The organism is Acidisoma silvae (assembly GCF_020618775.1).
Taxonomy (GTDB): domain Bacteria; phylum Pseudomonadota; class Alphaproteobacteria; order Acetobacterales; family Acetobacteraceae; genus Acidisoma; species Acidisoma silvae.
Map to the genome: position 1 here is coordinate 239549 of NZ_JAESVB010000004.1, position 25165 is coordinate 264713.

General features: G+C 63.1%; 25 protein-coding genes. 10 read left to right on the forward strand and 15 right to left on the reverse strand.

Annotation, left to right across the window (positions count from 1 at the left end; genetic code table 11):
• The 4 genes from ASILVAE211_RS11745 to ASILVAE211_RS11760 form a co-directional block, all read right to left on the reverse strand.
• Positions 1 to 987 carry a BMP family protein gene (locus tag ASILVAE211_RS11745; protein ID WP_227321496.1) on the reverse strand — a complete coding sequence of 329 codons (987 nt, stop codon included), beginning with the start codon at positions 985 to 987 and terminating at the stop codon, positions 1 to 3.
• A 78-nt stretch (positions 988 to 1065) separates the two neighbouring features.
• Positions 1066 to 1458 carry a RidA family protein gene (locus ASILVAE211_RS11750; RefSeq protein WP_227321497.1) on the reverse strand — a complete coding sequence of 131 codons (393 nt, stop codon included), beginning with the start codon at positions 1456 to 1458 and terminating at the stop codon, positions 1066 to 1068.
• A gap of 5 nt (positions 1459 to 1463) precedes the next feature.
• A complete protein-coding gene (locus ASILVAE211_RS11755; RefSeq protein ID WP_227321498.1) occupies positions 1464 to 2564 on the reverse strand; it encodes an LLM class flavin-dependent oxidoreductase in 1101 nt (366 codons plus the stop codon).
• Positions 2565 to 2731: 167 nt separating this feature from the next.
• Complete coding sequence (locus tag ASILVAE211_RS11760) at positions 2732 to 3649, reverse strand: LysR family transcriptional regulator (RefSeq protein WP_227321499.1); 918 nt, start codon at positions 3647 to 3649, stop codon at positions 2732 to 2734.
• A gap of 218 nt (positions 3650 to 3867) precedes the next feature.
• Here ASILVAE211_RS11760 and ASILVAE211_RS11765 point away from each other — a divergent pair, with 218 nt between their 5' ends.
• From ASILVAE211_RS11765 to ASILVAE211_RS11795, 7 genes are all read left to right on the forward strand, one after another.
• A complete protein-coding gene (locus tag ASILVAE211_RS11765) occupies positions 3868 to 4656 on the forward strand; it encodes an alpha/beta fold hydrolase (RefSeq protein WP_227321500.1) in 789 nt (262 codons plus the stop codon).
• A 181-nt stretch (positions 4657 to 4837) separates the two neighbouring features.
• On the forward strand, positions 4838 to 5794 hold the full coding sequence (locus tag ASILVAE211_RS11770; RefSeq protein WP_227321501.1) for an ABC transporter substrate-binding protein: 957 nt from the start codon (positions 4838 to 4840) through the stop codon (positions 5792 to 5794).
• Between the two features lie 93 nt (positions 5795 to 5887).
• Positions 5888 to 6604 carry a TenA family protein gene (locus ASILVAE211_RS11775; protein WP_227321502.1) on the forward strand — a complete coding sequence of 239 codons (717 nt, stop codon included), beginning with the start codon at positions 5888 to 5890 and terminating at the stop codon, positions 6602 to 6604.
• Entirely contained in the window at positions 6601 to 7341 is a 741-nt protein-coding gene (locus tag ASILVAE211_RS11780) for an ABC transporter ATP-binding protein (protein ID WP_227321503.1), read from the forward strand. Before ASILVAE211_RS11775 ends, ASILVAE211_RS11780 begins: the two co-directional genes overlap by 4 nt.
• Positions 7338 to 8108, forward strand: a complete 771-nt coding sequence (locus ASILVAE211_RS11785) for an ABC transporter permease (protein ID WP_227321504.1) — start codon at positions 7338 to 7340, stop codon at positions 8106 to 8108. Before ASILVAE211_RS11780 ends, ASILVAE211_RS11785 begins: the two co-directional genes overlap by 4 nt.
• Positions 8109 to 8149: 41 nt before the next feature.
• Positions 8150 to 9475, forward strand: a complete 1326-nt coding sequence (locus tag ASILVAE211_RS11790) for an amidohydrolase family protein (RefSeq protein WP_227321505.1) — start codon at positions 8150 to 8152, stop codon at positions 9473 to 9475.
• Positions 9472 to 10749 (forward strand): acetylornithine deacetylase, encoded by a 1278-nt coding sequence (locus ASILVAE211_RS11795; RefSeq protein WP_227321506.1) that lies wholly within the window; start codon positions 9472 to 9474, stop codon positions 10747 to 10749. The genes ASILVAE211_RS11790 and ASILVAE211_RS11795 overlap by 4 nt, the downstream gene beginning before the upstream one ends.
• A gap of 103 nt (positions 10750 to 10852) precedes the next feature.
• Here ASILVAE211_RS11795 and ASILVAE211_RS11800 read toward each other — a convergent pair whose 3' ends face one another.
• From ASILVAE211_RS11800 to ASILVAE211_RS11840, 9 genes are all read right to left on the reverse strand, one after another.
• Positions 10853 to 12226: an ammonium transporter gene (locus ASILVAE211_RS11800; RefSeq protein ID WP_227321507.1), complete on the reverse strand. Its 1374-nt coding sequence runs from the start codon at positions 12224 to 12226 to the stop codon at positions 10853 to 10855.
• Positions 12227 to 12377: 151 nt separating this feature from the next.
• The gene (locus tag ASILVAE211_RS11805) at positions 12378 to 13160 is read right to left on the reverse strand and encodes a hydroxyethylthiazole kinase (RefSeq protein ID WP_227321508.1); all 783 of its coding nucleotides are present in this window, start codon (positions 13158 to 13160) and stop codon (positions 12378 to 12380) included.
• A 79-nt stretch (positions 13161 to 13239) separates the two neighbouring features.
• Positions 13240 to 13632 (reverse strand): RidA family protein, encoded by a 393-nt coding sequence (locus tag ASILVAE211_RS11810; protein ID WP_227321509.1) that lies wholly within the window; start codon positions 13630 to 13632, stop codon positions 13240 to 13242.
• A complete protein-coding gene (locus ASILVAE211_RS11815) occupies positions 13629 to 14321 on the reverse strand; it encodes an HAD family hydrolase (protein WP_227321510.1) in 693 nt (230 codons plus the stop codon). The genes ASILVAE211_RS11810 and ASILVAE211_RS11815 overlap by 4 nt, the downstream gene beginning before the upstream one ends.
• Entirely contained in the window at positions 14318 to 15712 is a 1395-nt protein-coding gene (locus tag ASILVAE211_RS11820; RefSeq protein ID WP_227321511.1) for an amidase, read from the reverse strand. The genes ASILVAE211_RS11815 and ASILVAE211_RS11820 overlap by 4 nt, the downstream gene beginning before the upstream one ends.
• On the reverse strand, positions 15709 to 16581 hold the full coding sequence (locus ASILVAE211_RS11825; RefSeq protein WP_227321512.1) for a sulfurtransferase: 873 nt from the start codon (positions 16579 to 16581) through the stop codon (positions 15709 to 15711). Before ASILVAE211_RS11825 ends, ASILVAE211_RS11820 begins: the two co-directional genes overlap by 4 nt.
• On the reverse strand, positions 16568 to 17908 hold the full coding sequence (locus ASILVAE211_RS11830; protein WP_227321513.1) for an LLM class flavin-dependent oxidoreductase: 1341 nt from the start codon (positions 17906 to 17908) through the stop codon (positions 16568 to 16570). Before ASILVAE211_RS11830 ends, ASILVAE211_RS11825 begins: the two co-directional genes overlap by 14 nt.
• A 493-nt stretch (positions 17909 to 18401) precedes the next feature.
• Positions 18402 to 19292: a LysR family transcriptional regulator gene (locus ASILVAE211_RS11835; RefSeq protein WP_227321514.1), complete on the reverse strand. Its 891-nt coding sequence runs from the start codon at positions 19290 to 19292 to the stop codon at positions 18402 to 18404.
• Positions 19289 to 20713, reverse strand: a complete 1425-nt coding sequence (locus ASILVAE211_RS11840) for an aminotransferase-like domain-containing protein (protein WP_456304493.1) — start codon at positions 20711 to 20713, stop codon at positions 19289 to 19291. The genes ASILVAE211_RS11835 and ASILVAE211_RS11840 overlap by 4 nt, the downstream gene beginning before the upstream one ends.
• Positions 20714 to 20838: 125 nt before the next feature.
• Here ASILVAE211_RS11840 and ASILVAE211_RS11845 point away from each other — a divergent pair, with 125 nt between their 5' ends.
• Positions 20839 to 21705, forward strand: a complete 867-nt coding sequence (locus tag ASILVAE211_RS11845) for a DMT family transporter (RefSeq protein ID WP_227321515.1) — start codon at positions 20839 to 20841, stop codon at positions 21703 to 21705.
• A 4-nt stretch (positions 21706 to 21709) separates the two neighbouring features.
• Here ASILVAE211_RS11845 and ASILVAE211_RS11850 read toward each other — a convergent pair whose 3' ends face one another.
• Positions 21710 to 22030: a chorismate mutase gene (locus tag ASILVAE211_RS11850; RefSeq protein WP_406566053.1), complete on the reverse strand. Its 321-nt coding sequence runs from the start codon at positions 22028 to 22030 to the stop codon at positions 21710 to 21712.
• 120 nt (positions 22031 to 22150) lie between these two features.
• Here ASILVAE211_RS11850 and ASILVAE211_RS11855 point away from each other — a divergent pair, with 120 nt between their 5' ends.
• Both ASILVAE211_RS11855 and ASILVAE211_RS11860 read left to right on the forward strand, forming a co-directional pair.
• Positions 22151 to 22810, forward strand: a complete 660-nt coding sequence (locus ASILVAE211_RS11855; RefSeq protein ID WP_227321516.1) for a 2OG-Fe(II) oxygenase family protein — start codon at positions 22151 to 22153, stop codon at positions 22808 to 22810.
• Between the two features lie 28 nt (positions 22811 to 22838).
• A complete protein-coding gene (locus ASILVAE211_RS11860) occupies positions 22839 to 23441 on the forward strand; it encodes a DNA-3-methyladenine glycosylase I (RefSeq protein WP_319799558.1) in 603 nt (200 codons plus the stop codon).
• Between the two features lie 21 nt (positions 23442 to 23462).
• On the opposite strand, the gene ASILVAE211_RS11865 is transcribed toward ASILVAE211_RS11860, so the two are convergent.
• Complete coding sequence (locus ASILVAE211_RS11865; RefSeq protein ID WP_227321517.1) at positions 23463 to 24704, reverse strand: matrixin family metalloprotease; 1242 nt, start codon at positions 24702 to 24704, stop codon at positions 23463 to 23465.
• Positions 24705 to 25165: the final 461 nt, after the last annotated feature.

The following is a 25165-nucleotide window of genomic DNA, read 5'->3' on the forward strand; positions in this document are numbered from 1 at the left end:
CTATTCAACGGAAACTTGGTTCTTTCCGATCTTGCTCATCAGATCGAAAATCTTCGCCTGCACGCTGGCATCGACGTGACGGAAGGGGGTCGCCATGGTCCAGCCGTCATTCGACAGATCCATCGTGTAGATAGAGCCGTTGAGCTTACCTTCGGTGAAGAACTGGCCCATCTGGTCATAGGCTTTGTTGAAGTTCAGCACCGTGCTGGTGACGACCGCGTCCGGATAGTCCTTGCTCTGATCCATATAAGACCCGATCGTGAAGGCCTGATTTTCTTCCGCTGCCTGCTGCGTGCCGACATCGGCCAGGTCAGCGGAGGGGATCAGAACATCGACGCCGCGCGCGATGACGCCGGTCGCGATTTCCTTGGCCTTCGCGATATCCGTGAAGGAGCCGACATAAACGGTGTCGACCTTGATATCCGGCACGAGGGACTTCGCACCCTTGACGGTGAATTCAACCGCGCGCTTGGCGGAGGGAATTTCTTCACCGGCGATGATGGCGATATGCTTGGCCTTGCTGGACGCAGCGGCGGCGGCACCGGTGACGAAGCCGTACTGATCCCAGTTGACGGACCAGGCGGAGTAATTCTTCAAGCCGGCAGTGTCAGAGGCATAGCTGTAGAGAACGAACTGGGTGTTCGGATATTCCTTGGCCACTTCCTCGATCGCCGCCGAAAAGCCGGAGCTGTGGCAGATGATCATCTTCACGCCGCGACCGGCCATTTGGCGCAGAATGGAGGGGGCCGCCTCATAGGTCGCGTTATCGACATAGGAGGGTTTGAAATTGTATTTCTTGGCCATGGCCGTGAAGGCGGCATAGCCCGGCGGATCCCAGTTGCCCTGGGTCACATTGCCGCTGAACAAGCCGGCGACCTCGATCTGGTCGGCGGCAAAAGCGCGCGAGCTGCCGATGGTGGCGCCCGACAGAACAGCCGTACCGAGAGCCAGGCCCACGAAACGGCGACGATCAATGGTATAGGTCATCTGACGAAGAGATCACTTTCTCTCTGAATGTTTCGGAAAAGGACCCGGTTTGCCGGGGTATGTTTTTCAGACGGGCGTTCAGACCTTGTCGGGAATCATCACGACAAGATCGATTTCGAGCAGCAGGTCGGCATCCGCCAGACCGGCGACATGGATGAAGGTGCTGGCGGGCAGTTCGACACCGTCGAAGAATTTCAGCCGTCCGCGATGGATGGCGGGCGCGAAGCCGGGATCGGTGACATAGGTCACCGTCTTCACGATATCGTCCGGCGTCGCACCAAGGCCCGCCAGCATCAGGCCGATATTCTTGTAGGTCTGGGCGACCTGGGCATCGATATCGCCCGCGCCGACCACCGCGCCATTCTCATCCCAGGACACCTGACCGGTCGGGAAGACCGGCGTGCCTTGGCGGATCTTGGCGTGGTTGTAGTAGCTTTGCTGCTTCAGCCCGGTGGGGTTGATGACGGTCATTCTATTCACCCACCGTGCTGATGCGCATAGGCATTGGTCTGCACGCCATGGTCGTGCAGGCCTTGGACAACATCGATGCCGATCGTCTTCAAGTCGTCGATGAAGTCCGGCACGATGACGGTGATACCGTTAAGCTTGCCGTTGATCACGATATCGGCGAGCTTGCGGGCGATCGTCTCGGGCGAGCCGATGATGGCGGCCGGCGACATGGAATTGCGGCTTTCGCCCTGGGCGATGAAGCGGTTCGCCATGGTATTCTGCTTCAGGCTTGGGTCCATCGAATATTCGCGCGTCTGGTTGTCCAGCGCTTCGGCATCGACGCCGGAATTATAGTAATCGACGCGCTCCTGGGCCTGCTTGTCGGTGGCGCCGGGCACGATGGTGAAGAGACCATAGGTCTTGAAATCGTCACTGCCGGCTTCGGCCGCCAGTTCCTTGGCCCGCAGCGCGGTCTTCACGAAATCATCGCGATTGCTGCCCAGCAGGAAGCTGCCGGTGCAATTCTTGATGGTGAAGCGGAAGCCACGGTCGGACGCGCCGGCGCAGATGATGGGCGGCGCCTTCTTGGGCTTCGGGTTCGACATGCAATCGGTCAGTTTGTAGAAGCGGCCGTCATGGTCGACGCGTTCCTCGGTCCATAGGCGCTTGGCGACCGTCACCCATTCCTCGGCCAGGGCATAACGGCCTTCATGGTCCAGATCCTGCCACAGGCCCATCTGGCCCAGATCGGCCGGATTGGACCCGGCGACGATGTTCAAGCCGAAACGCCCGCCGGAAATCTCGTCGATCCCGGCGACCATCTTCGCGATCACGGCCGGGTGGAAGATCATGGTGTGGACCGTACCCCAGACACCGATGCGGCTTGTGCATTCCGCAAGGCCCGACATGATGGACATAGATTCGAGCGTGAAGTCCCAATGCTGGCTGGGGCCGCCGTAGCCACGCCACTTTGCCATCGCCAGGGCGAAATCGAAGCCCATCTCTTCGGCGAGAATGGTGACCGACTTGTTATAGGCATAGGTCGCGGGCAGCTGCGGGCTGGTGGTGGAGGTGATCCAGCCGCCATTGCCCACCGGCAGGAACACACCCAATTCTACTGAGGTCATAGGCTTATCCGTTCTTAGCTTTAAGATGATGCCCAACGGCAGGGGTCCGTCATCGCAGTGTCGCAAAGCTAGCAGTAAAGACCGGCGGTACGTGCTCCAATCTGATCCGCGTCGTGTTGCGTTTCCGGCAACGCGAGCTATGCCGTAACTGTTGGTTTCCGGTCTATCTATGCAAGGCCGCGTGGCGAATCGACGGCCGCCCGAAAGGATTTTACGACGCGCTTCAAAAACTCGGCGGCGGCGTAGGATAGACGGCGGTCACGATGAATGCAGACGGCCGAGGTGGCCGAGGCGAAATCCGGGTCCGAAATCGGAATTGCCTTCAGCCGGCCTTCGCGCAGTTCCTTGCGCAGCGCCAGGGCGGGCGCGACGGTCAGCGTCTTGCCGGTCAGCGCCATGGCCTTGGTCATTTCCAGATGGTTGGTGGAGACCAGGATATCGGGGGTCAGCCGCTGCTTGGTAATGGCCTGATCGATGAACTGGCGCAGGCCGAAGCTGGCGACCGGCAAGGTAATCTGCTGGCTGCAAACCTCTGCCAAGGTCACGCTCTCCCGGTCCGCGAAGGGATGGGACGGATGGGCGATGCACATCACCGGCTCGGTATATTGCGCGGCGACTTCGATAGAAGGGCGCGGCTTGACGTTGAAAACGATGCCGATTTCGGTCTCGTCGCGGATCAGCGCCTCGATGATGCGGTCGGACGACTCGGAATAGACCGAGAATTTGATGGCCGGGAATTCCTCGTTGAACTCCGAAATGGCACGGGGCAGGAAGTCGACCAGCAGGCCCTCGATCACCCAGATCTTTACCTCACCCAGGCGCAGGCCCTTCATATTCTTGATGCTTTCCTGGACGCGCTCCAGGTCGCGGAACATGTGGCGGGTATAGCGCTCCAGCACCAGGCCGGCGGGTGTCAGCTGAATGCCGGTATTGGTGCGTTCCAGCAGCAGGGAGCCCAGCATCCGTTCCAGAATGGCGATCTGCCGGCTGATGGCCGAGGGGGCCACATGCAGCCGGTCGGCCGCGCGGCGAATGGAGCGCGTTTCCGCCACCTCGTTGAAATAGCGATAGGCGCTCAGATTCATCTCAGGGCTCCGTCATCGGCCCGTGGGCCATCCGCAAATCAGACGCGCATGATGCCATTGGTGTTGCCCAATCGGCAACGTGGCAGTCATCACATTCGGCTGGGGATTGTCACACAGGCTTCTTATGCTCGTCCTCGCAACGTTGTGAGTTTGTGTGCCGGACGCGGCGCGCGGTGCGGCTCTTCATTGGGGCCGAGCGAAGGATCAGGAGTAGCGGCATGCCGACAGTGCAGGTTCGGGGCGAAGAGTTCCATTACGAAATTACCGGCAGCGGGCCGACCCTGCTGCTGGTCACGGGACTGGCCGGGACCGCGTCCTATTGGAAGCCGAATGTCGAGGCGCTGTCGCGGCACTATAAGGTCATCTGCTACGACCACCGTGGCACGGGCGCCAGCGTCCGCACGGAAGGCAGCTATTCGATCGAAGGGCTGACCGATGATCTGGTCGGCCTGCTGGATGCGCTGGGCGAGAAGACGGTGCTCTTCGTCGGCCATTCCACCGGCGGCGCCATCGGCCAGGTTCTGGCCGCCCGCCATCCGGATCGGGTCAGCCGTATGGTGCTGTATGCGACCTGGGCGACGCTCTGCCCCCAGATGGCGCTGGCCATGGAAATGCGGGTGAAGCTGCTGAAGGCCTTTGGCCCGGCCATGTATCACCGGGCCTCGCCGGCCTTCCTGTTCCCGCCGCGCTATGTCTGCGAGAATTGGGCGGCGATCGAGCCCGCGCTGGCCCGCAATGCCGAGCTATCGACGACGCCGACCATTCTGGAAGCGCGCGTCAATGCGGTGACATCCTTCGACGGCCGCGCCTATCTGCCCGATATCCAATGCCCGACCTTGGTGCTGGTGGCGCGGGACGATAATCTGACGCCGCTGGAATCCTCGGAAGAACTCGCCCGTGGCATTCCAGGCGCGGAATTGCAGGTTCTATCCTATGGCGCCCACGCCGTCTCGCAGACCGAGCCGGAGGTCTTCAACAAGGCGGTGCTGACCTTCCTCGCTTATTGAGGAAGGCCAAACCGCTGGCTCTTTCCATATCGCGGGAGCGCGCCTAAGCCAGATGGATTGACCACGATGGTGATCGGGGCCAGGCCTATGCGTCCCGCTCATGGCGTGGAGAGCAGCGAACCTTACGACCGCCGCCAGGGCAGGGGCTCTGGCAGCCAGTTTACAACAGGAGGTGCTTTTGTTGCGTCGTTTCTTACTGGGTTTTGCTGCTGTATTGGTCGCCGCGCCCATCGCCATGCCGAAGGCTCATGCCGCCGACCAAAAGCTGACGGTGCTGCTGGATTGGTTCGTCAATCCTGATCACGCAACGATCCTCTCGGCCGAATATTCCGGCGCCTTCAAGCGCCACGGCCTCGACGTCAAGATCATCGCTCCGGCCGATCCCAGCCTGCCGCCGCGCCAGATCGCCGCCGGCCAGGCCGACCTCGCGCTGACCTATCAGCCGCAGCTTTACCTGATGGCCGATCAGGGTCTGCCGGTCGTGCGCGTCGGCACCGTCATCAACAAGCCGCTGAACGTGCTGGCGACCATCAGCGACAGCGGCATCAAGACCATGAAGGATTTCAAGGGCAAGAAGATCGGCTTCTCGGTCGCAGGCCTGGATGATTCCGTGGTCGATACGATGCTGGAATATGCCGGCGTGTCGCCCAAGGACGTGACGCTGGTCAATGTCAATTTCGCGCTCGTCACTGCGCTGACCTCGCATCAGGTCGATGGCGTCATCGGCGCCTATCGCAATTTCGAAGTCAACGAGTTGAAGGGCATGGGCAAGACCCCCGTCACTTTCACGCCCGAGGATTACGGCGTGCCGCCGGATGATGAGCTGGTCTTCATCGCCAATAAGAAGGAAGCGCATGATCCCAAGATCACCGCTTTCCTCGAAGCGCTACAGGAAGGCACCACCTATCTGGAAGCCCATCCGGATGAGATGTGGGCTGCCTTCATCAAGCAGCACCCGGATCTGAACAACAAGCTGAACAAGACGGCCTGGTACCAGACGCTCAGCTATTTCGCGAAAAACCCCTTCACGCTCGATCAGAAGCGCTACACGGACTATGAAAAGTTCATGTACGATCACAAGCTGATCAAGACGCAGCCGCCGCTGTCCGACTACGCCATCGAATTGAAGGCGAGCTGACCGACGGACGCATAAGGGCGCTGGCTGCCGCGCAAGCGGCGGCCGGTGCCTGTCCGACCTCGACCGGGTCGGCACATTAAGAGGATTGTTAGCGTGGTTTCCAACATCGTCACCGGCGCCCAGGCGCCGGATTTTGATTTCGGCCTGTTCGGCCGCCTGCGCCGCGATGCCGCCAGCGAATGGTCAAGCTATATCGACCATCCCTTCATGCGTGCGCTCGGGCGCGGCACGCTGCCGCAGGCGTGGTTTCAGAACTTCCTGATCCAGGACTATCTTTACCTGATCCAATATGCCCGCGGCTATGCGCTGGCCGGCTATAAAAGCGAGTCCCTTAGTGAACTCGTCGCCGCCAACCGCACCATGACGGCGTTGCTCGACGTCGAAATGCCGCTGCACGTCTCCTATTGCAAAGAATGGGGCATTTCCCAGCCGGAACTGGAAGGCGCACCGCCTGACCTGCGCATGACGGCCTATGCCAATTTCTTCCTGGAACGCGGCTCCTCGGGTGACCGGCTGGATCTGGAAATTGCGCTTGCACCTTGCCTGGTCGGCTATGCTGAAATCGCCCAGAACCTGCTGGCGGACCCGGAAACGGTGCTGGAAGGCAATCCTTACGCACCTTGGATCAACAGCTATTCGGGCGAGGACTATCGCGCGACGGTCGCGCAATCGATCATCGACCTTGATGCCTTCGGCAAGCGCCGTGGCGCGGAAGCGCGCTATGCCTCGCTGCTCGACACCTTCAAGACGGCAAGCCTGCTGGAAGCGCAGTTCTGGGGCATCGGCTGGCAGGATGGGGCGGCTGTATGACCATCGCCGATTGTCCGGGCATCGTCATCGAAGGGCTGACGCTTCGCTTCGGTGAGCGCACTATCTTCCAGAACCTGGACCTGACGATTACCGGCGGCCAGTTCGTGGTGCTGCTGGGCACCAGCGGCGTCGGCAAAAGCAGCCTGCTCAAGATCGTCGCCGGCCTGTCCAAAGCCTCCGCCGGCACGGTGCGGGCCAGCGACGGCAAGCCGCTGCAAGGCCGTATCGCCTATATGGGCCAGACGGATCTGCTCTATCCCTGGCTGACCGTCGTGCAGAATGTCATGCTCGGCACGCGCCTGCGTGGCGAGAAGCCCAATCTGGACCGCGCCATGGAGTTGCTGAAGCGCGTCGGCCTCGCCGAGCGCGCCAAGGCGCTGCCGATGGAACTCTCGGGCGGCATGAAGCAGCGCACGGCCATCGCGCGCACGCTGTATGAAGACCGGCCCATCGTGCTGATGGACGAGCCCTTTTCGGCGCTCGATACCTTCACCCGCTCGCGCATTCAGGAACTGGCGGCTGAATTGCTGGTCGGCCGCACTGCGCTGCTGATTACGCATGATCCTTTCGAGGCTTGCCGCCTGGGCCATCATCTGGTCGCGCTCGCCGGCCACCCGGCCGTGCTGGGCGCGCCGATTCTGGTGCCGGGCCAGCCGCCGCGCGCACCGGATGATCCGCATCTGCTCGAAACCCAAGGCCATCTGATGCGCGTTTTGACGGAGCTTGAGACAGAATGACCCGTCAAACCCTCAGCAAGATTCTGCGTCCCATCGTGACGCTGGTGGTGATGATCCTGGTCTGGTGGGCGATCACCGCTTTCACCTCCCTGCCGCCCTATATGCTGCCGAGCCCGGTGACGGTGGCGCAGGCTTTGGTGGCGCAGCAGCAGACGCTGATCGGTGCCACCGCCACGACCTTCTCGGAAATCATCCTGGGTCTGGCTGCCGGCACCATCCTCGGCATGGCGCTGGCCCTCGCCATGGTCTTTTCGCCGCTGTTGCAACGTTGGCTGATGCCGCTGCTGCTGCTGAGCCAGGCGATACCGGTCTTCGCGCTGGCGCCGTTGCTGGTGCTGTGGTTCGGCTTCGGCATGGCGTCCAAGGTCGTTATGGCGGTGCTGGTCATCTTCTTCCCGGTCACCGCCTCCTTCTTCGACGGCCTGCGGCGGGTGGATATCGGCTGGCTTGATCTGGCCCGCACCATGAACGCGTCCCCCTGGGCGATGCTGCGCCATGTGCGCCTGTTCGCGGCCCTGCCGGCCTTCGGCTCGGGCCTGCGCGTGGCGACCGCCATCGCGCCCATCGGCGCCATCATCGGCGAATGGGTCGGGTCTTCCGCCGGTCTCGGCTATGTCATGATGAATGCCAATGCGCGCATCCAGACAGATGTGATGTTCGCCGCATTGAGCATCCTCTCCGTCATGGCGATTGTGCTCTGGGTCATCGTCGACCGCGTGCTGAAGCGCATCCTGTACTGGGCGCCCGATACCATCGGCGTTCCCTGATTTCCTGACGTTTCCGACTATCACAAGGAGATTGCCTGCCCATGTCGCGGACAGTTATTCGCAATGGTATGATCCTGACGCTGGACGATGCCGCCACCTATTTCGAGACCGGCCGCGTTATCATCAAGGGTGACCGCATCGTCGCGGTGGAACCGGAATCCGCACCCTTCCTGGCTTTGCCGGATGACATCGTCATCGACGCCACCGACAAGGTGGTGATGCCGGGCCTGGTGGACCTGCATTTCCACACCGCCATCGGCAAGGGCTACAACGACCACATGCCGCTCTGGGAATACCTGGACGAATGCTGGTATCCGCTGATCCGCGCGCTGGACCCGGAAGCCGCCTATTGGGCGGCGGCGGCGAGCTATATGGAATCAATCAAGTCGGGTGCCACGACGATCAACGACATGTATCGTCAATTGGGCGCGCTGGCGCAGGCGGCCGAGGATATCGGCATCCGCGCCGTGCTGTCGAATGACGTGGCACTGCCCGAGCATGACCTGGACAGTCTTCAGGACAATCACGACGCCTATACGTCGCTGCATGGCCGCGCCAATGGCCGCATCCAGGTGCGTATCGGCATCGAATGGCTGCCGCTCTCCTCGGCCGATCTGCTGCGCGAAGCCCGCGCCATGGCCAATTCGCTTGGCGCCGGCGTTCATGTCCATCTGAACGAGAGCAAGACCGAGGTCGATTTCTGCCTGGAGAAATTCGGCAAGCGCCCGACCGAACTCGCCTATGAATGCGGCCTGCTGGGGCCGGATACGGTCGCTGCCCATTGCGTCTGGCTGGATGACCGTGAAATGCAGATGATGGCGGAAACCGGCACCCATATTTCCCACAATCCCAATTCCAACGCCAAACTGGGCAATGGCATTGCGCGCGTGCCGGAAATGGTCGGTCTCGGCATCAATGTCGGCCTCGGCCATGACGCGGTCGAGTGCAATAACAGCGCCGATATGTTCGAGGTGATGAAGTATGCCTCGCTGATGCAGCGGGCGAGCCGCGTGGATGCGACGCTGATGCCGGCTGACCAGGTGTTGCGCATGGCGACCCGCAATGGCGCGCGGGCGCTGGGGCATGAGACCGGGCAATTGACGGCCGGCGCCAAGGCCGATGTCATCCTCATCGACACCAATAACGCCATGTTCACGCCGCTGCTGCGCGACACCGCCATGCACCTGTCCAGCCATCTTGTCTTCGCGGCCAATGGCAGCGTGGTCGATACCTCCATCATCGACGGGCAGATCGTCATGCAGGGCCGCCGCATGACGCGCATTGACGAGGCCCAGGTGGTGCGCGAGGCCAATGCCGCCTTCCGCCGCATCAAGGACAAGATGACAGTCGTGAGGCGCGCACAATGAGCATTGATCTGAAAACACTGCTGGCGGCGGTCGACGCGCGCCAGGGCGAACTTGTCGATCTGCTGTGCAAGCTGGTGAGTTTCGAGACGCCGGCCCCGCCGGCGCGCAATACCGGTGCGGCGCAGGATTATATGGCGAGCTACCTGCGCGAGCTCGGCGCCGAGATCGATATCTGGGACGTGCATCCGAATGACCCGAATGTCGTCGGCACCATCAAGGGCAGTGAACCGGCGACCCATCACAGCCTGATCGTCAACGGCCATATCGACGTCGCGGCGGTGGAGGAGGGCGAACCCTGGGAGACCGGGCCGTTTCAGCCCATCGTCCGCGACGGTTTCATCATCGGGCGCGGCACGGCGGATATGAAGGGTGGCCTGGCCGGCGCCTTGCTGGCGCTGCGCATTCTGAACGATCACGGCATCAAGCTGCCCGGCGACGTCATCTTCCAATCCGTCATCGGCGAAGAGGTCGGTGAGGCCGGCACGCTGGAATGCAACAAGCGCGGCTATACCGCCGATATGGCGGTGGTGGTCGATACCACGGACCTGCGCATTCAAGGCCAGGGTGGCGTCATCACCGGCTGGATCACCGTCAAAAGCCCGCAGACCTATCATGACGGCACGCGCGGCCGCATGATCCATGCGGGCGGCGGTCTGTTCGGCGCCAGCGCCATCGAAAAGATGGCCAAGATCATCCAGGGCCTGGGTGAACTGGAACGCCATTGGGCGGTGACGAAGCAATATCCGGGCTGCCCGCTGGGGTCGACCACCATCAATCCGGCCGTCATCGAAGGCGGCCGCCACGCCGCCTTCATCGCCGACGAATGCCGGCTCTGGGTCACAGTGCATTACTATCCGAACGAGAATTACGCGGATGTGGTGCGCGAGATCGAGGAGCATGTCGCCGGTATCGCGGCGGGTGACCCGTGGCTGCGCGTCAATCGCCCGACCTTCGTCTGGGGGGGTACGTCGATGATCATCGACCGGGGCGAGATTTTCCCGGCGCTTGAAGTGGACCCCAACCATCCCGGCACCAAGATGTTCATGGCCATGCATGAGCAGGTGACGGAAACGCCCGTGACGCTGACGGTCTCGCCCAGCGTCTGCGACGGTGGCTGGTTTGGTGACGCCGGCATTCCGGCGCTGATCTATGGGCCGGGCACGCTGAAACAGGCTCATAGCGTGAATGAACAGGTCTCCATCGCGCAGCTCGTGACTTATACGAAGGTGCTGATGTCCTTCATCCTGAACTGGACGTCGTCCAAGAAGGCGTGAACTACCATTGATACGTCATCCCCGCGCAAGCGGGGATCTTCTGCTGTAGGCACCGCGCCGATGAGAAGATGCCCGCTTTCGCGGGCATGACGCATAGGTGTGTTTACCGTGTCACTGACGCTGTCTTCAGCTCCGTGACCTCGGCGACCGCCTGCGGGCCGCCCATGAAGCGCGGCCAATAGGTCGCATCCAGACCCTGCGCTTCCTGCTTGGCGGTGACGCGCAGGCCGATCGTCTTTTCCAGAACAAAGATCACGACAAAAGCGACGACGGCGATGCCGGCTACCATCAGCACCGTGCCGTGCAGCTGCGTGCCGAAGGAGATGCGCGCATGCTGATAGGCATAGGTGCCTTTGGTGACGTCAAAGAAGCCGCCCTGCATTTTGCCGCTGCCGACGATGCCGGCCATGATGGCGCTGTAGAGGCCTGGGCCGAAGGCCAGCGGCACGATCTTGGGATCGTCGATGCCCAGGCGGCGCATCACCGCATCCGCCAGCGCCATGACGATGGGGCCGAAGAAGCCCACCGCGAAAGCCTGCCAGGGCAAAGCGATATCGAGGAAAGCCGAGCAGGAGATATAGCCGGCGATGGGGCCCAGGATAATGTAGATCGGGTTGCCTTTGACGTAAGCGACGATAGTGCCGGATACGCCGCCCGCGACGAGGGCCAGCACGATGCTCATGAACAGCACGCCGAGGCCGCTGTCATTCACGGCGATGCCGTAGTAGCCCACCCCCGGCACCAGAAAGCCGCAGGCCGGCACGAAAAGCGGAATGGCCAGGATCAGGAAGAAGGCGCCCAGCGCCATCATCGGGAAGTTCGCCGATACGGGCGCGATGGTCTGGCGCGGCCCCAGGCGCCAGGCAAGAATGCAGCCCCAGATGCCGACGAAGACATACATGGCGAAATCGCCGACGAAATCATGCAGGCCGCTATTCGTCAGCGCGCTCGCCGAACCATAGGTGAGATAGGCGATGGCCGGGCTGATGAGGCCGCCGATGAGGGCGGACATGATGACGGCCGGCACGGGCTTCAGACGCTCCACGCCCGCGCTATGCATCAGCATGCAGATGAGCATGGTAAACAGCACGAAGAAGGCCGCGAAAATCTGCGCCGTATCTGCGCCGGGCACGAAGGCCGGGTCCAGATGCTGCGCAAAGGTATTGAGGTTCGGTCCGAAGATCGACCAGTCCGACAAAGCCTGGCGCAGCGGATGCGGCACGCCCAGCGCCGTATAGATCTGCCAGTTCCAGGATCCATAGCCCATGACGAGATAGGCGAGGCCGCCGACGGCGCCGCAGACCCATTTTTGCACGATGGTATCGACGACGTTCTTGCGATTGACGATGCCGGCATCCAGCAGCGTCAGCGCCACCATGCCCAGAACCACGCCGAAACAGCCTAAGATGTAGAAGATATCGGATACATAGGCGCCGGCCGTTACCTGCGCCGAAAAGGTTTTTAAGCCCGCCGACATTGAAAAGATTCCTTATGGTAAAGCTGAGAATCCGAATGCCGTGGAAAGGGATTTCATCTCCGCGATGACAGGAGGATTGTTTCCTCCCATTTTTGGCAGTCGCGGTTGCAGGATCGCCGAAGCGATGATCCTGCAACCGTTATTGGGTCGATTATTCCGCCGGATTGAGCAGCGACAGGTGATCCAGGAACTGCACGGCGAAGCTGCCGGTGCCAATGGCACCCGACGCGCGCTCGGCGGCTTCGGAATAGATGGCATGGGCGGCGGCCACCGCCGTCAAACGGTCTTCGGCATTGGCCAGCATGCCGGCGATGAAACCGCCGAGCGAGCAGCCGGCGCCCGTCATCTGCGTCATGCGCGCGTCACCGCCGCTGACCGAGATGGTTGTGGTGCCATCGGTGATATAGTCGATAGGGCCGCTGACGGCCGCGATGGTGCCGGTCTCGGCCGCGACCTTCTCCAGGAAGGGCAGGGCCTTGTCGGAGGTCAGCGTCGTTTCCACGCCCTGGCCGCCGCCATTGCCGCCCGCCAGCGCGATGAGTTCCGAGGCATTGCCGCGAATGGCGGTGGGCTTGAATTCCAGCAGGCTGCGGATGACGGCGTCATAGTCCGGCGCACCGGCACCGACCGCCACCGGGTCCAGCACCCAGGGCACATTGCCTTCATGGGCCGCCCGTGCGGCCGCGCGGATTTCATCCGGCCCACAGCTCATCAGGCAGGCGGCATTGATCCAGACGGCATGGGCATGACGACCGAAAACACTGGGCCAGTCCATGGCGCTGCCGATGGCCGGGCCGGCGCCGACGGCGAGCAGAACATTGGCCGAAAGCCCGGCGGTGACGTAATTGGTCAGCCCGTAGCAGAAGGGCTTCATGGCCTTCAGCCGGGAAAATTCGTGGCGGACGGCGGCGTCCTGCCAGGACAATGTTTTCATTCACGCTCTCCTTCGGTCAATTATGTGCAGCAACACCTGATTTAGCGATTTGACAAGAGATAAGTCTTGTCATCAATCCTTATGCGACAGGAAGTACAGCGGTCACTTCAAGCTCGATCGTCATCCGGGTGTCGATCAGGCGGGACACCTGCACCATGGTGCAGGCCGGCCGCACCGCAGCGAAAGCGATGCCATGGGCGGCGACCAGCGCATCCCAATCGGCTTCGTCTGTCAGATAGAGGCGCGTGCGGACGATATCGGCCAGCGTGGCGCCGGCCTGTTCCAGAATGCGGCCGACTTTGACCACGGCATAGGCCAGCTGGGTGGCGGCATCGCCGGGGCCGTTGGTCTCCACATCCGGCGGCAGGCCGGAACAGCCGGAGACATAGACGGTGCCGCCCATCACGACAGCGCGGGAATAACCCATCAACTCTTCATACTTGCTGCCGGTCGCAATGGTCTGTCGTGTCATGATGTAGTCTCCGTAAGATCGACAGGGGCGGCCAGCGACAGCAGATGGCCCGCCGTCAGGGTGCTGAAATCGCGCAGCGTCAGCGCTGTTTTGTCATCGAAAGCATGCAGGCCGGTTTGCAGGGCGACGAAGGGAATGCCGAGGCCGGCGGCGGTGCGCTGATCCCACAGCCCGTCGCCCAGAATGACGGCGCGATAGGGGGCTGCGTTCTGGCCCATGGCGAGCGCCGCAGCCGCGCGGACGATGCCTTCCCGCGTCAGATGCTCGCCACCCGTCGCCAAGGCCAGGTCGTCCGGCGTAAGGCCAAGCCGGGACAGTTTCAGCTGCGCCATGCGGCGCAGAGACCCCGTGGCGAAAGCGACGTGAACGTCGTCCTGCTCGGCAAGGCCAGCAAGCAGCGCGGCGGCGCCTGCAATTTCCGGCAGGGCATTGTCGGCCAGATGCTCACGCAGCGCTGCTTCATAGAGTTCGTCGTAGCGGGCGAGTTCATCGGTTGAAATGCCGCGCTTGTGGTAGTGGTGGAACAGCTCATTCAGCACGCCGAGATCGGTGTAATGCGGATAGGCGCTCCAGGGCTGAAAGGTCACGTCCAGACCGTCTTCGGCCAGAATGCGGGTGATCAGGTCATGATGCAGATGGCCGGAATCGATCAGCGTGCCGTCGACATCGAAGATGACGAGCGTTTTCATCCTGCGGCCTCCGGCCAGCGGATGTCGAAGCCGCGCATCCGTTCCAGCAATGCGGCGACTTGCAGCACGCCTGCATCGTCGAAGCGCTTGCCGGCGATCTGGACGGAGACCGGGCAACCGCCGTCGCCTTCGTCATGCACCACGACGGTCGCGGCCGGCCAGCCGAGCTGGTTGAACCAGCAGGCAAAGGCCTGATGGGACATCGCGCCCAGAGATGGGTCAGGGCAGGACAGTTCGGCCGGGAAGGCGCGCACCGGCAAGGCCGGTGACAGCACATAGTCGAAGCCGTCGAACTGCTTAGCGATTCGCGTGGCCGCGACGGCAATGCGGCGGTTGACGCCCGCCAGGAAAATCGCGGATTGCGTCAGCATTCCGTCATACATGGCGCCGATCACGGGATGGATGCGGCCACGCTCGGCGGCTGTCAGGCCGAAATAGTCCGGCGCGCCGATGGACAGCATATACCAGTGGATGGCCATGTAATCGTCGGCGTCTGCCGCGATATCGGCAATCTCGACGATCTCGGCACCAAGATCGGCCAGACGATCGGCCTGCGCCGCGACGGCGGCCAGCGTCGGCGCATCTGTCGCGTCGCCCCAGCCGGCCTGACGCCAGACGCCGATGCGATGGCCGTCTAGCCGTGTCAGGCTTTCGCTCGCGGGAACGAATTGCCCCTCGGCCGAGAAAAAATCACCTTCGGAAAATTGGCCGAGTGCCGTCAGCGTCAGTTCCACGTCGCGGATGCAGCGCGCCAGGGGGCCGGCGCTGCGATAGCTGCCCGGCGGATCATAGGCGATGCGGCCCTGGGTCGGCTTGATGGAGGCAAGGCCGGATAGCGCTGCCGGCAGGCGGACGGAGCCCACCATATCGGTGCCGAGCGCGACAGCCGCGCCCCCTAGCACGACGGAGGGGCCGGCACCGGAGGAGGAGCCGCCCGGGCTGGTCTCTGTGTTCCAGGCATTGCGGATGATGCCATGTTCGGAACTGAGGCCGGACATGACCATGGCGAAATCCGGCATCGTCGTCTTGGCGGTCGGCACCATGCCGGCGGCGCGGGCGCGCTGCACCGGCAAAGCATCACCGGGCGAGGGCGTGCCGGCATGGCAGGCTGTGCCGTGCCAGCGCGGAAAGCCCTGCATATGGAAACTGTCTTTGAAGCTGACCGGCACGCCGTCCAGCGGGCCCAGCGGCGTGCCGGCTTGCCAGCGTGCCGCACTCGCTTCCGCCTCGCGCCGCGTCAACGCAGGATCGGTGCTGGCGATGGCGTTCAGCGCCGTCAGCGGTCCGGCGATACGCGCCAGGGCGGCTTCCGCGACATCGACGGGGGTAAAGCGCCCGTCCGCGAAACCGGCCGTCATGTCGGTCGCCGTCAGCATCGTGATGTCGGTCATGGCGTGTCATGCTCCACCGGGAGAGACAGGTCATCCCGCCAGCCGTTCATGGAATCGTCGTAGATTTTGACGTCACCGATGCCGACAAGGCTGAGCGCCAAAGCGAGCCCCGCCGCATTGATGCCGCCGCCGCAATAGAGAACGGGCGCGATATCGTGGCTGAGGCCCAGCGCCGAAAGCGCTGCCTCCACGCGCTCGGGCGTCAGTCGGCCGGTGCTGTCCAGCAGGTCCGGGAAAGGCAGATTGAGGCTGGTCGGAATATGCCCGCGCCTGGGGTCGGTGCTGCCCTCGCCGCGATACTGCGCGCCGCGCAGACCGCAGAGCAGCGGCTGGCCGGGGATGTTTCCTTGACCGATCATCGCGGCGACATAGGCGGCATCCACGAACAGATTGGGCTCTTGCGTCGCGGCCAGCGTGCCGGCCGGAACCGGGGCGGCGTCACCCGTTTCCACCGCGCCTCCGGCTGACTGCCAGGCGGCCAGACCGCCATTCAGGACCCGGATATTGGTCAGGCCGAAAGCGCGGAACACGCACCACAGCCGCGCCGCATAGGGGCCGCCGAGCGTGTCATAGGCGACGATGTCGCTATCCGCGTTCAAACCCAAGGCTTGTGCAGCGTGGTCAAAACCAGCGCGCGTCGGGCAGGTAAAAGGATAGCGGGCCGAGGCGTCCGAAAACGCCTGCATGACATCGGCGAAGCGCGCGCCCGGAATATGGCCGCGCGCAAAGGCGTCGCCGCCCGGCCCGAAATCCGTGCGGCCATCGGGGCCAGGGATGCGCGCCACCGAACAGTCCAGCACCACAACGGACGCGCGATGAGCGATCAGCCAATCGGCTTCGACGAGGGGAGATGCGTTAGCGTTCGGCACGGTTCATCCATTCATCGCGCTGCGGGCGGTTCAGGCCCAGCAGGTCACGCGCCGTGCCTTCAGGGTATTCCGTGCGATGCAGGCCACGGCGCTGCAATTCAGGCACCACATGATCGGCGAATTCCGTGAAGGCGCCGGGCAGATGCGTCGCCTGCACCATGAAGCCGTCGGCCGCACCACGCTCCATCCATTGTTCCATATTATCGGCGATGGTGGTGGCCGAGCCGATCATATTGCCTTCCGTACGCGCGCCGTACCAGCGGCCGATTTCGCGGATGCTGAGCTTTTCGCGCTGGGCAAATTCGACCACTTCCTCGTAATGGCCTTGCACGCCGACGTCTTCCAGCGTCGGCAGCGGTCCATCCAGATCGTATTTCGTCAGATCGACATTGCAATGATAGGCGAGGCGCGACAGGCCGGCGAGGGGATGCACCAGATCGGCGAAAGCCTCGTGCTTGGCCTGGGCCTCGGCATCCGTTTCACCGACGACGACGGAAGCGGCGCAGAGCAGTTTGATCTGGTCCGGGTCACGTCCGAAGCTGGCCGCGCGCTTGCGGATATCGGCCCGGAAGGCGATGGCCGATTCCAGGGATTCATTGCTGGAAAAGATGATATCCGCCCAGCGTGCCGCGAAGTCCCGGCCGCGCGGGGAAGCGCCGGCCTGGATCAGCAGCGGATAGCCCTGGGGCGGCCGCGGCACCGACAGCGGCCCCTGGGTGCTGACATATTTGCCCTTGTAGTCGACGCTGCGGACTTTCGCCGGGTCACCGAAAACGCCGGTCGGCTTGTTCTGGATGATGGCATCGTCATCCCAGCTGTCCCAAAGCTGCGTCGTCGCTTGCAGCACTTCCTCGGCGCGGGCGTAGCGCTCTTCGCGCGGCGGCAGCTTTGCTTCCCCGAAATTCTGCGCTTCCGCATCCTGGAAGGAGGTGACGATATTCCAGCCGGCGCGGCCATCCGTCATATGGTCGAAGGTCGCGAGTTCGCGTGCCAGATTATAGGGTTCGTGATAGCCGGTGGAGATGGTGGCGGCCAGGCCCATATGCTGCGTCACGCCGGCCATCACGCCCAGCACCACCAGCGGGTCCAGGCGCGGCGTGCCAGATCCCCATTCCACCGCCGGGCGGAAGGAATTGCCGAGTGAGCGCGGCATCGACAGCGCATCTGGGATGAAAGCGAGATCGAAACGTGCGGCTTCCAGAATGCGCGCGGCATTGCGGTAATAGCTCGCCTTCATGAAAGCCGGGTCGGCGTCCTTGTGGCGCCAGCCGGTGGTGCCCATTGGGCCGCCATTCATGAAAGCCGCAAGGTGAATCTGTTTAGCCATTCTCAAACTCCTGTCGATCAACGTGCGTTATGTCTTTTCGGCATAACGCTGCGCCGTCGTCGTCGCGGCAGTGCGGCGGCTCGGAAATTCGCTATCGTCGGCGGCAAACGTCTTGCGAATTTCCGAGCCAGAGCCGCTCTGCCAAGTATATGATTCTCGTGTGCTTTTCAGATTTGAACTTCGCAACGAGGCTGCCGCGACAATGGGCGAAGTTCAAATCCTGCACACGAGTGATATCCAGGGGAAATTCATCCTGGCGCGTTACAGGCAGGTTTCAACTGAAGAGGTTTGGCCTTCGTGATTACTTTTTGAATGAGAAAGTCGAACGCGAGGCCTCAGTCTTAACGGGCGTTCTTTTCTTTCGTCACCCCCGGCCTTGTGCCGGGGGTCTACCCGCTGCGGTGCCATGACAGCGTTTAGGCGCCCGGCATGGTAGATGCCCGGCACAAGGCCGGGCATGACAGCGTAGGGCGGCTACTCACTAGAAAACATGTTAGCGCCGTTCCGCCGCGATCTCCTGGGCGATCTTCAGAAATTGCAGCACCACCGGCTTCTTCTCCGCGCTGCGCCAATACATGGCCGTCTGCCAGCCCAGATTGGGGCCGTCGATCGGCTGCACCACCAGCCGGCTGCGGTCGATCAGGCTGGCCACGGCCGAACCGTGCATGATGGCCACACCCAGCCCGGCTTCCACCATGCGCAGCTGCACCAGGCTTTCATTCACCCAATGGGTGACGACGGGTTCGATACCTTTTCCGTCGAACAGCCGTTGTACCGCGCCCTCGAAACCGGGCGCGATTTCGCGTTTTAGGCGGATGAAGGGCAGGTGGCGCACGGCTGTGCTGTCGATGCTGTCAATCTCCCCGGCGCGGCTGGCGGGATAGACGAAGGCCAGCCCGTCGCTGGAAACGACGCAGGCCGAAAGATCCGGGCTGTCCTGCCAGCGGGCGAAGGCGACATCCAGCCGGTGCTCGCGCAGCATCGGCAATTGGCTTTGCGACGAGATGACGTCGAAACTGATTTCGACATCGGGGAAAGTCTCGCGATAGGCGATCAGCGCCCGCGTCATTACGTCCAGCGCCGAAAAGGTGAAGCCGATGGCGAGCCTGCCGGTCTGGCCAGCCGCCATACGCAGGCCGCGCGCCCAGACCAGATCGGCCTCCCGCACCATGGGCTGCGCCTCGGCCAGAAACTGCCGCCCGAAATCCGTGAGTTCGGTGCCCTGGCGGGAGCGATGGAACAGAAGCTGGCCCAGAATATCCTCCAGCCGGGCGATCTGCTTGGTCAGCGTCGGCTGGCTGATGCCAAGCCGGTCGGCGGCGGTGGTGTAATTGCCGGCCTCGCCCAGAATCACGAAGGCGCGCAGCAGGTCTATGCGGGTCATGAGGCGTGCTCCTGCTGAACTGTCTTCTGCTGGGCTGTGGCGAGCGCCCGGCGCAGCACCGCCCAGACATGCGGATCGGCGCATTGCGCGACATTGAAGCGCATGAAGGCCCCGGCGGTCTGGGACGTGCTGAAGACATTGCCGGGTGCCAGCACCACATCCTCCGCCATGGCGGCCTTGGCCACCGCCGTCGAATCCAGGCCGTCCGGGAGGCGGCACCAGAGCGTGAAACCGCCGCGCGGCATGGCCCAGGGTTCGACGCCAAGCGCCCGCAGCCGCTCTGCCGTCTCCTGTCGGGCATGGGCCAGCCGCAGATGCAGCGCCTGCTTGTGCTTGCGGTAGCCGCCATCGGTCAGCACGCGGGCGACGACCTCCGCCACAACCGGGCTCGGGCCGCTGAAATTGGTCGCGATCTGCAAATCGATCAGGTCTTCGATCCAGTCCCGCCGCGCCGCGATATAGCCGCAGCGCAGGGAGGCCGAGATGGTCTTGGAAAAGCTGCCGATGCGGATGACGCGGTCAAACCCGTCCAGCCCGGCCAGACGCGGCGAAGGCTCGGGCTCGAAATCGGCGAAGATGTCATCCTCGATGATGGTCAGGTCATGGGTCTTGGCGAGCGTCAGAAGCCGATGCACGGTTTGCAGGGTCGGCGTCGCCCCGGTGGGGTTATGGAGCGCGGAATTGGTGATGTAGAGGCGCGGGCGATGCTGCCCGAGCGCAGTCTCGAACGCCGCCAGATCCGGGCCCGTCTGCGTGTAGGGCAAGCCGATGACCGTCACCTGATGCGCCCGCAGCAGGGCGCGGAAATTGAAATAGCAGGGGTCGTCCACCAGCACGATATCACCCGGCCGCAGCAGCAAACGGCAGACCAGATCCAGCGCCTGCGTGCCGGAAGTCGTCAGCAGCACCTGGTCGATGGTGCAGACAATGCCTTCCTCAGCGAAGCCTGCCAGCAGCAGGCGGCGCAGGGCCAAAGTGCCGCGCGTATTGCCGTAATCCGTCAGCAGATCATCCGCCCCGCGCGCGAGGCCGCGCAAGGCCCGCCGCAGGGCGGCGGTCGGCATCCAGTCCGCCGGCAGCCAGCCGCAGCCGGGCCGCGTGATGCGCGGGTCGGCGTCCAGCGACTGGCGGGACACCCAGAAGGGATCGACCGCCCGGTCGCGCCTCGGCTCGGCATCGGCCAGAACCAAAGGCGCGGCGGCGCGCCTGGCGACATAGAAGCCAGAGCCGCGCTGCGACCGGATCACCCCTTCCGCAGCCAGCCGGTCATAGGCCTCGGCGATGGTCGAGGGAGATACGCCCATGCTGGCCGCCAAGCCCCGGATGGAGGGCAGGCGGTCGCCGGAGGCAAGGGACCGATTGGCGAGACGGACGCGAATGGCGGCCATCACCTCTGCGGTGCGGCCTGGCGATCGTTCCACGCTCTCTCCGGTTTTCGGCAAAGTGTATGGGCCTTCGTGTCAGTACAGTTTGGTAAAATTGTATGGAATTATCCCTGTCTTCGCCAGTGGCTACCGGCCAAACCGGTGCCGAAAGCGAGGCGGCGATGACACAAGCGAAAACAGCATCGGGGTGGGGCAGCGGAATGCTGGGGGTGGTGATCTTCGCAGGCTCCCTGCCGGCAACGCGACTGGCGGTGGCGGGGTTCTCACCGCTGTTCCTCACCTCGGCTCGCGCCGTCATCGCGGCGGCCATCGCCGGGGCCATGCTGATCCTGCTGCGGGAAAGGCGTCCGGCGCGCGCGGATATTCTGCCGCTCGGCCTTGTCGCGCTCGGCGCCGTCATCGGCTTTCCGCTGCTGACCGCGCTGGCGCTGAAGCATATCGATGCCGGGCATTCGGTGGTCTTCGTCGGCTTGCTGCCCTTGGTCACGGCCGGTTTCGCGGTGCTGCGCGGCGGGGAGCGGCCGAAACCTCTGTTCTGGCTTTTTTCCGTCCTCGGCAGTCTCAGCGTCATCGCTTTCGCACTCGCCCAGAGTGGTGGCGGTGCGACGGCCGGCGACCTTCTGATGGTGGCGGCGATCCTGCTCTGCGGATTGGCCTATGCCGAAGGCGCGCGGTTGTCGCGGCGGCTGGGCGGCTGGCAGGTCATTTCCTGGGCGTTGCTGCTGGCCTTGCCGCTGATGCTGGTCCTGGCCGTGGCGACGCGGCCGTTGCAGTGGAACGGCATCGGCGCAGGCGCCTGGGCCGGGCTTGGCTATGTCGCGGTCTTCAGCATGTGGCTGGGTTTCGTCTTCTGGTATCGCGGCCTGGCGCTGGGCGGGGTGGCGCGCGTCGGCCAGTTGCAGCTTTTGCAGCCCTTTATTGGGCTGCTGCTGGCGGCCATGGTGCTGGGTGAGCCCGTGCCGGGGATCATGCTGGCGGCGGCCGGGGCGGTCGTGCTCTGCGTCGCGGCCGCCCGGCGTTTCGCCTGACGCCCTAGCCCTGGCGGGCGGCCTCGTGATGCTGGATCACCTCGCGGATGACGAAACCCAGAAATTTCTCGGCGAAATCGGGGTCCAACTGGGCGTCCTCGGCCAGGGTCCGCAGCCGGGCGATCTGCTCGGCCTCCCGCGCCGGGTCCGACGGCGGCAGGTTATGTTCGGCCTTCAGGGCCCCCACGGCCTTGGTGCAGCGGAAGCGTTCGGCCAGCATATGGATCAGCGCGGCGTCGATATTGTCGATGCTGCGGCGGATTTTCTGCAATTCCGCGCGTGCTGCGGTCTGGTTCGGCTGGTCCGTCATTCTCTCAAGTCCCATCAAGCGCGCCCATTCTAGCCAGGACGCGGCTTTCGGGAAGACCGCCGGGCTTTGACGCAGGTCAATGACCGGTCACTGTCCAGGCTCCAGGGTCAGCGGCACAATGCGGACCTGCCCTCAATGCTGCTGCCTGACGATCCCGATACCGGCCTGACCCTGCGCGCCGCCATGGATGCGGCGGAGGCAAGGCATCATCCCTATCCCCATTGGCTGCTGACCGACATGCTGCCGCTGAAAGTGGTGCAGGCCATCGGCGCCCTGCCGCTGGCGCCGCCTGCCATTACCGACAGTCTGGGACGGCGGGAGACGCATAATTCCTGCCGGCTGTTCTTCGGCGCCGAGGCCCAGGCGCGGTTTCCGGTGTGCCGGGACGTGGTGGCCGCGCTGCAATCGCCTGTCACGGTGGCGCATCTGGCGCGGCAGACCGGTGCGGCGCTGTCGGGCAGTTATCTGCGCGTCGAATATTGCCTGGACACCGACGGCTTCTGGCTGGAACCGCATACCGATATCGGCGCCAAATTCTTCACCATGCTGATCTATCTGTCCGACCCGCCAGATGGCGAGGATTGGGGCACGGATATCTATGAACGGCCGGACCGCCATATCGGCAGCGCGCCTGCGCGCACGAATGGCGGCCTGGTCTTCGTGCCGTCGACCACGAGCTGGCATGGTTTCATCCGCCGGCCCATCACGGGGGTCCGCCGCTCCCTGATCGTCAATTACGTGACGCCGGAATGGCGCGCGCGGCACGAGCTTGCCTTTCCCGAACAACCGGTGTGAACGTCGCCCCGCTTTGGGGGACGGACGGATGAGCGCTACCATGATCGCGCCGGATGGAAAGCCGCGCTGCGCCTGGTGCGCCATCGGCCCGGACATGCTGGCCTATCATGACCGGGAATGGGGCTTTCCGGTCGGCGATGACCGGCTATTGTTCGAGAAATTCTGCCTGGAAGGGTTTCAATCCGGCTTGAGCTGGCGGACGATCCTGACCAAGCGCGACAATTTCCGCGCGGCCTTCCATGATTTTGAGATTGCGTGCGTCGCGGCCATGACCGAGGCCGATATCGCGCGGCTGTTGCAGAATGACGGCATTATCCGCAACCGCGCCAAGATCGCGTCGGCCATCAACAATGCCCATCGCGCGCAGGAACTGATCGCCGCCGAAGGCTCGCTGGCCGGCTATGTCTGGCGCTTCGCGCCGAAAGCCGAAATTACGCCTGAGACGATGACGACATCACCGGAATCGGTCGCGCTGTCGAAGGATCTCAAGACACGCGGCTGGTCCTTCGTCGGCCCCACCACCGTTTTCGCGCTCATGCAGGCGCTGGGCCTGGTGAACGACCACGCTTATGGCTGCGTCACGCGACAAGCGGTGGCGTCAGCGCGGGCAGGCTTCACCCGCCCGCGCTGACGCTCGTCTTTGGAAGCGCTATCAGGACGTCCACAAAACCCAGCTCGGCACGCCGTCGACCGTGGTGGCCGCGCCATGCAGATCGGCCATGGTAACCCCGACGAAGGTGACTTCCTCAGAATTGCCATTGCCGGGCAGAAGCGTCGCTGTCACGCCATAGTCGCTGCCCATGCCGGCACTATCCGTGAAAGTCAGCTTGGACAGGCCAGGGATATAGCCGAACAGAATGTCCTCGTCGGCGCCGTGGAAGTTTTGCAGGAAGTCCCAGGTCGCGCCGCTGACATAGCCGTTCTGGACGAAGGTCGTGGCGCCATTGCCGCCGTCGATATCGATATTGGCGCCGGTTCCGGCGTCCAGCACGCTGGTGCCCGTCGCCGTGCCTTGCAGCAGATCGATGCCGGAGCCCGATGCGATCAGCGGATTTGTGGCATTGCTGCTGGCGACGATATTGACGTTGTCCGAGCCATTGTACGAGAAGAAGTCGCCATGCGGCAGAAAGCCCAGCGGCCCGGTATAGCTGTCGGCGGTCACGGCGGTCGTGCTGCCGTTATCGGACAGCGTGAACAGCGTGGGTGCGGTGGTTGTGCTGCCGGACGTGGATGATGCCGCTGTGGATGTCGCGACGACGTCGGGCGTGGCCGATGCGGCGGCAGTCGTGACCGCCGTGGTAACGGTCGGCAATGTGCCGGTGCTGAAGCTGGGATAAAGCGTCAGGGCGCCGATCAGATCGGTCCCGTCAAAGCCGCGATTGATGCTGGTCAGGCTGGCGTTTTCAATCGAGTTGGGATCGTTGTTATCGGCAAAGCCCAGAACATGCCCGATTTCGTGCTCGACCAATTGTAGGAAGGTCGTGTCTTCGCTTTCGGAATTGGCCCCCTGGCTATAGTACAGAATGCCGGTGCTGTCGGCGACGAGCGGCGTCTCATTCGGATCTTCCAGCAAGATGACAGGGGAATTGGCATTGGTGATGCCGTTTGCCGCATAGCTCAGGGTAGTTTGGCCAAGCGCCGCGCTGGTGGATTCAACATCCGCGAAATTCAGCCGAATATTGGCGGTGGTGCCATCCGCGACTTCCACGAATTGAATGCCGGTGATGGTCGACCAGGTCGCGAAGGCGGCTGCGATTTCGGTGCGTTCGGTACTGTTCGTAATGCTGCTGCTAAAGGCATTGCCGTTAACGGCGCTGGTCGCGAAACTATAGGTGAGCGTTGTCGTGCCGGCCGGCCAAGTATTGCCGATGAGCGCATAAGAATATGAAGACAAAGCGAGCACTTCCTGATGCCTGGGGTGACCGAGGCAGGGCTCTGTCCGTCCGGATATTGCTAAAACGACATGAGCGAGGTCGGCTCATCGCCAGGGCGTGGACGGCTCAGGTGATCCTGCTGCGAGAGCGACCTCTGGTGTGAATTGAACGGGTTCGGGGTTTGAAGCGAATTGCATCCGCCAAAAGGGATAGTCAGCGGTGACAGGAAACGCTCGGTTACCCATCCCGCGATCTGTGCCTCGCGGCAGAAAGCTTCGTCAATCAGACGTTCGCTCATTGGCCATTTGGGGGAAATTTCCGTGTTTTGTGCAGTTTAGCACTGAATTTTCTACGGTATGGTATTAGGGATTGATTCTAGGGAGGTAAAATCGTTGCGCCGTCAAGGCTCCGCGCGGGCCTGCCGCTTCGCCTTGGCGCGACGGGCCGAAGGCACCTCACGTTGTAACGTGCGGTGCCTTCG

What these genes read in the sequence shown, in the direction of transcription:
- ASILVAE211_RS11820 (WP_227321511.1), bottom strand. Translation starts at nt 15,712, where the DNA reads ATGACCGACATCACGATGCTGACGGCGACCGACATGACGGCCGGTTTC.
- ASILVAE211_RS11795 (WP_227321506.1), top strand. Translation starts at nt 9,472, where the DNA reads ATGAGCATTGATCTGAAAACACTGCTGGCGGCGGTCGACGCGCGCCAG.
- ASILVAE211_RS11760 (WP_227321499.1), bottom strand. Translation starts at nt 3,649, where the DNA reads ATGAATCTGAGCGCCTATCGCTATTTCAACGAGGTGGCGGAAACGCGC.
- ASILVAE211_RS11745 (WP_227321496.1), bottom strand. Translation starts at nt 987, where the DNA reads ATGACCTATACCATTGATCGTCGCCGTTTCGTGGGCCTGGCTCTCGGT.
- ASILVAE211_RS11855 (WP_227321516.1), top strand. Translation starts at nt 22,151, where the DNA reads ATGCTGCTGCCTGACGATCCCGATACCGGCCTGACCCTGCGCGCCGCC.
- ASILVAE211_RS11830 (WP_227321513.1), bottom strand. Translation starts at nt 17,908, where the DNA reads ATGGCTAAACAGATTCACCTTGCGGCTTTCATGAATGGCGGCCCAATG.
- ASILVAE211_RS11800 (WP_227321507.1), bottom strand. Translation starts at nt 12,226, where the DNA reads ATGTCGGCGGGCTTAAAAACCTTTTCGGCGCAGGTAACGGCCGGCGCC.
- ASILVAE211_RS11765 (WP_227321500.1), top strand. Translation starts at nt 3,868, where the DNA reads ATGCCGACAGTGCAGGTTCGGGGCGAAGAGTTCCATTACGAAATTACC.
- ASILVAE211_RS11850 (WP_406566053.1), bottom strand. Translation starts at nt 22,030, where the DNA reads ATGGGACTTGAGAGAATGACGGACCAGCCGAACCAGACCGCAGCACGC.
- ASILVAE211_RS11780 (WP_227321503.1), top strand. Translation starts at nt 6,601, where the DNA reads ATGACCATCGCCGATTGTCCGGGCATCGTCATCGAAGGGCTGACGCTT.
- ASILVAE211_RS11750 (WP_227321497.1), bottom strand. Translation starts at nt 1,458, where the DNA reads ATGACCGTCATCAACCCCACCGGGCTGAAGCAGCAAAGCTACTACAAC.
- ASILVAE211_RS11755 (WP_227321498.1), bottom strand. Translation starts at nt 2,564, where the DNA reads ATGACCTCAGTAGAATTGGGTGTGTTCCTGCCGGTGGGCAATGGCGGC.
- ASILVAE211_RS11790 (WP_227321505.1), top strand. Translation starts at nt 8,150, where the DNA reads ATGTCGCGGACAGTTATTCGCAATGGTATGATCCTGACGCTGGACGAT.
- ASILVAE211_RS11835 (WP_227321514.1), bottom strand. Translation starts at nt 19,292, where the DNA reads ATGACCCGCATAGACCTGCTGCGCGCCTTCGTGATTCTGGGCGAGGCC.
- ASILVAE211_RS11810 (WP_227321509.1), bottom strand. Translation starts at nt 13,632, where the DNA reads ATGACACGACAGACCATTGCGACCGGCAGCAAGTATGAAGAGTTGATG.
- ASILVAE211_RS11860 (WP_319799558.1), top strand. Translation starts at nt 22,839, where the DNA reads ATGAGCGCTACCATGATCGCGCCGGATGGAAAGCCGCGCTGCGCCTGG.
- ASILVAE211_RS11785 (WP_227321504.1), top strand. Translation starts at nt 7,338, where the DNA reads ATGACCCGTCAAACCCTCAGCAAGATTCTGCGTCCCATCGTGACGCTG.
- ASILVAE211_RS11845 (WP_227321515.1), top strand. Translation starts at nt 20,839, where the DNA reads ATGACACAAGCGAAAACAGCATCGGGGTGGGGCAGCGGAATGCTGGGG.
- ASILVAE211_RS11815 (WP_227321510.1), bottom strand. Translation starts at nt 14,321, where the DNA reads ATGAAAACGCTCGTCATCTTCGATGTCGACGGCACGCTGATCGATTCC.
- ASILVAE211_RS11805 (WP_227321508.1), bottom strand. Translation starts at nt 13,160, where the DNA reads ATGAAAACATTGTCCTGGCAGGACGCCGCCGTCCGCCACGAATTTTCC.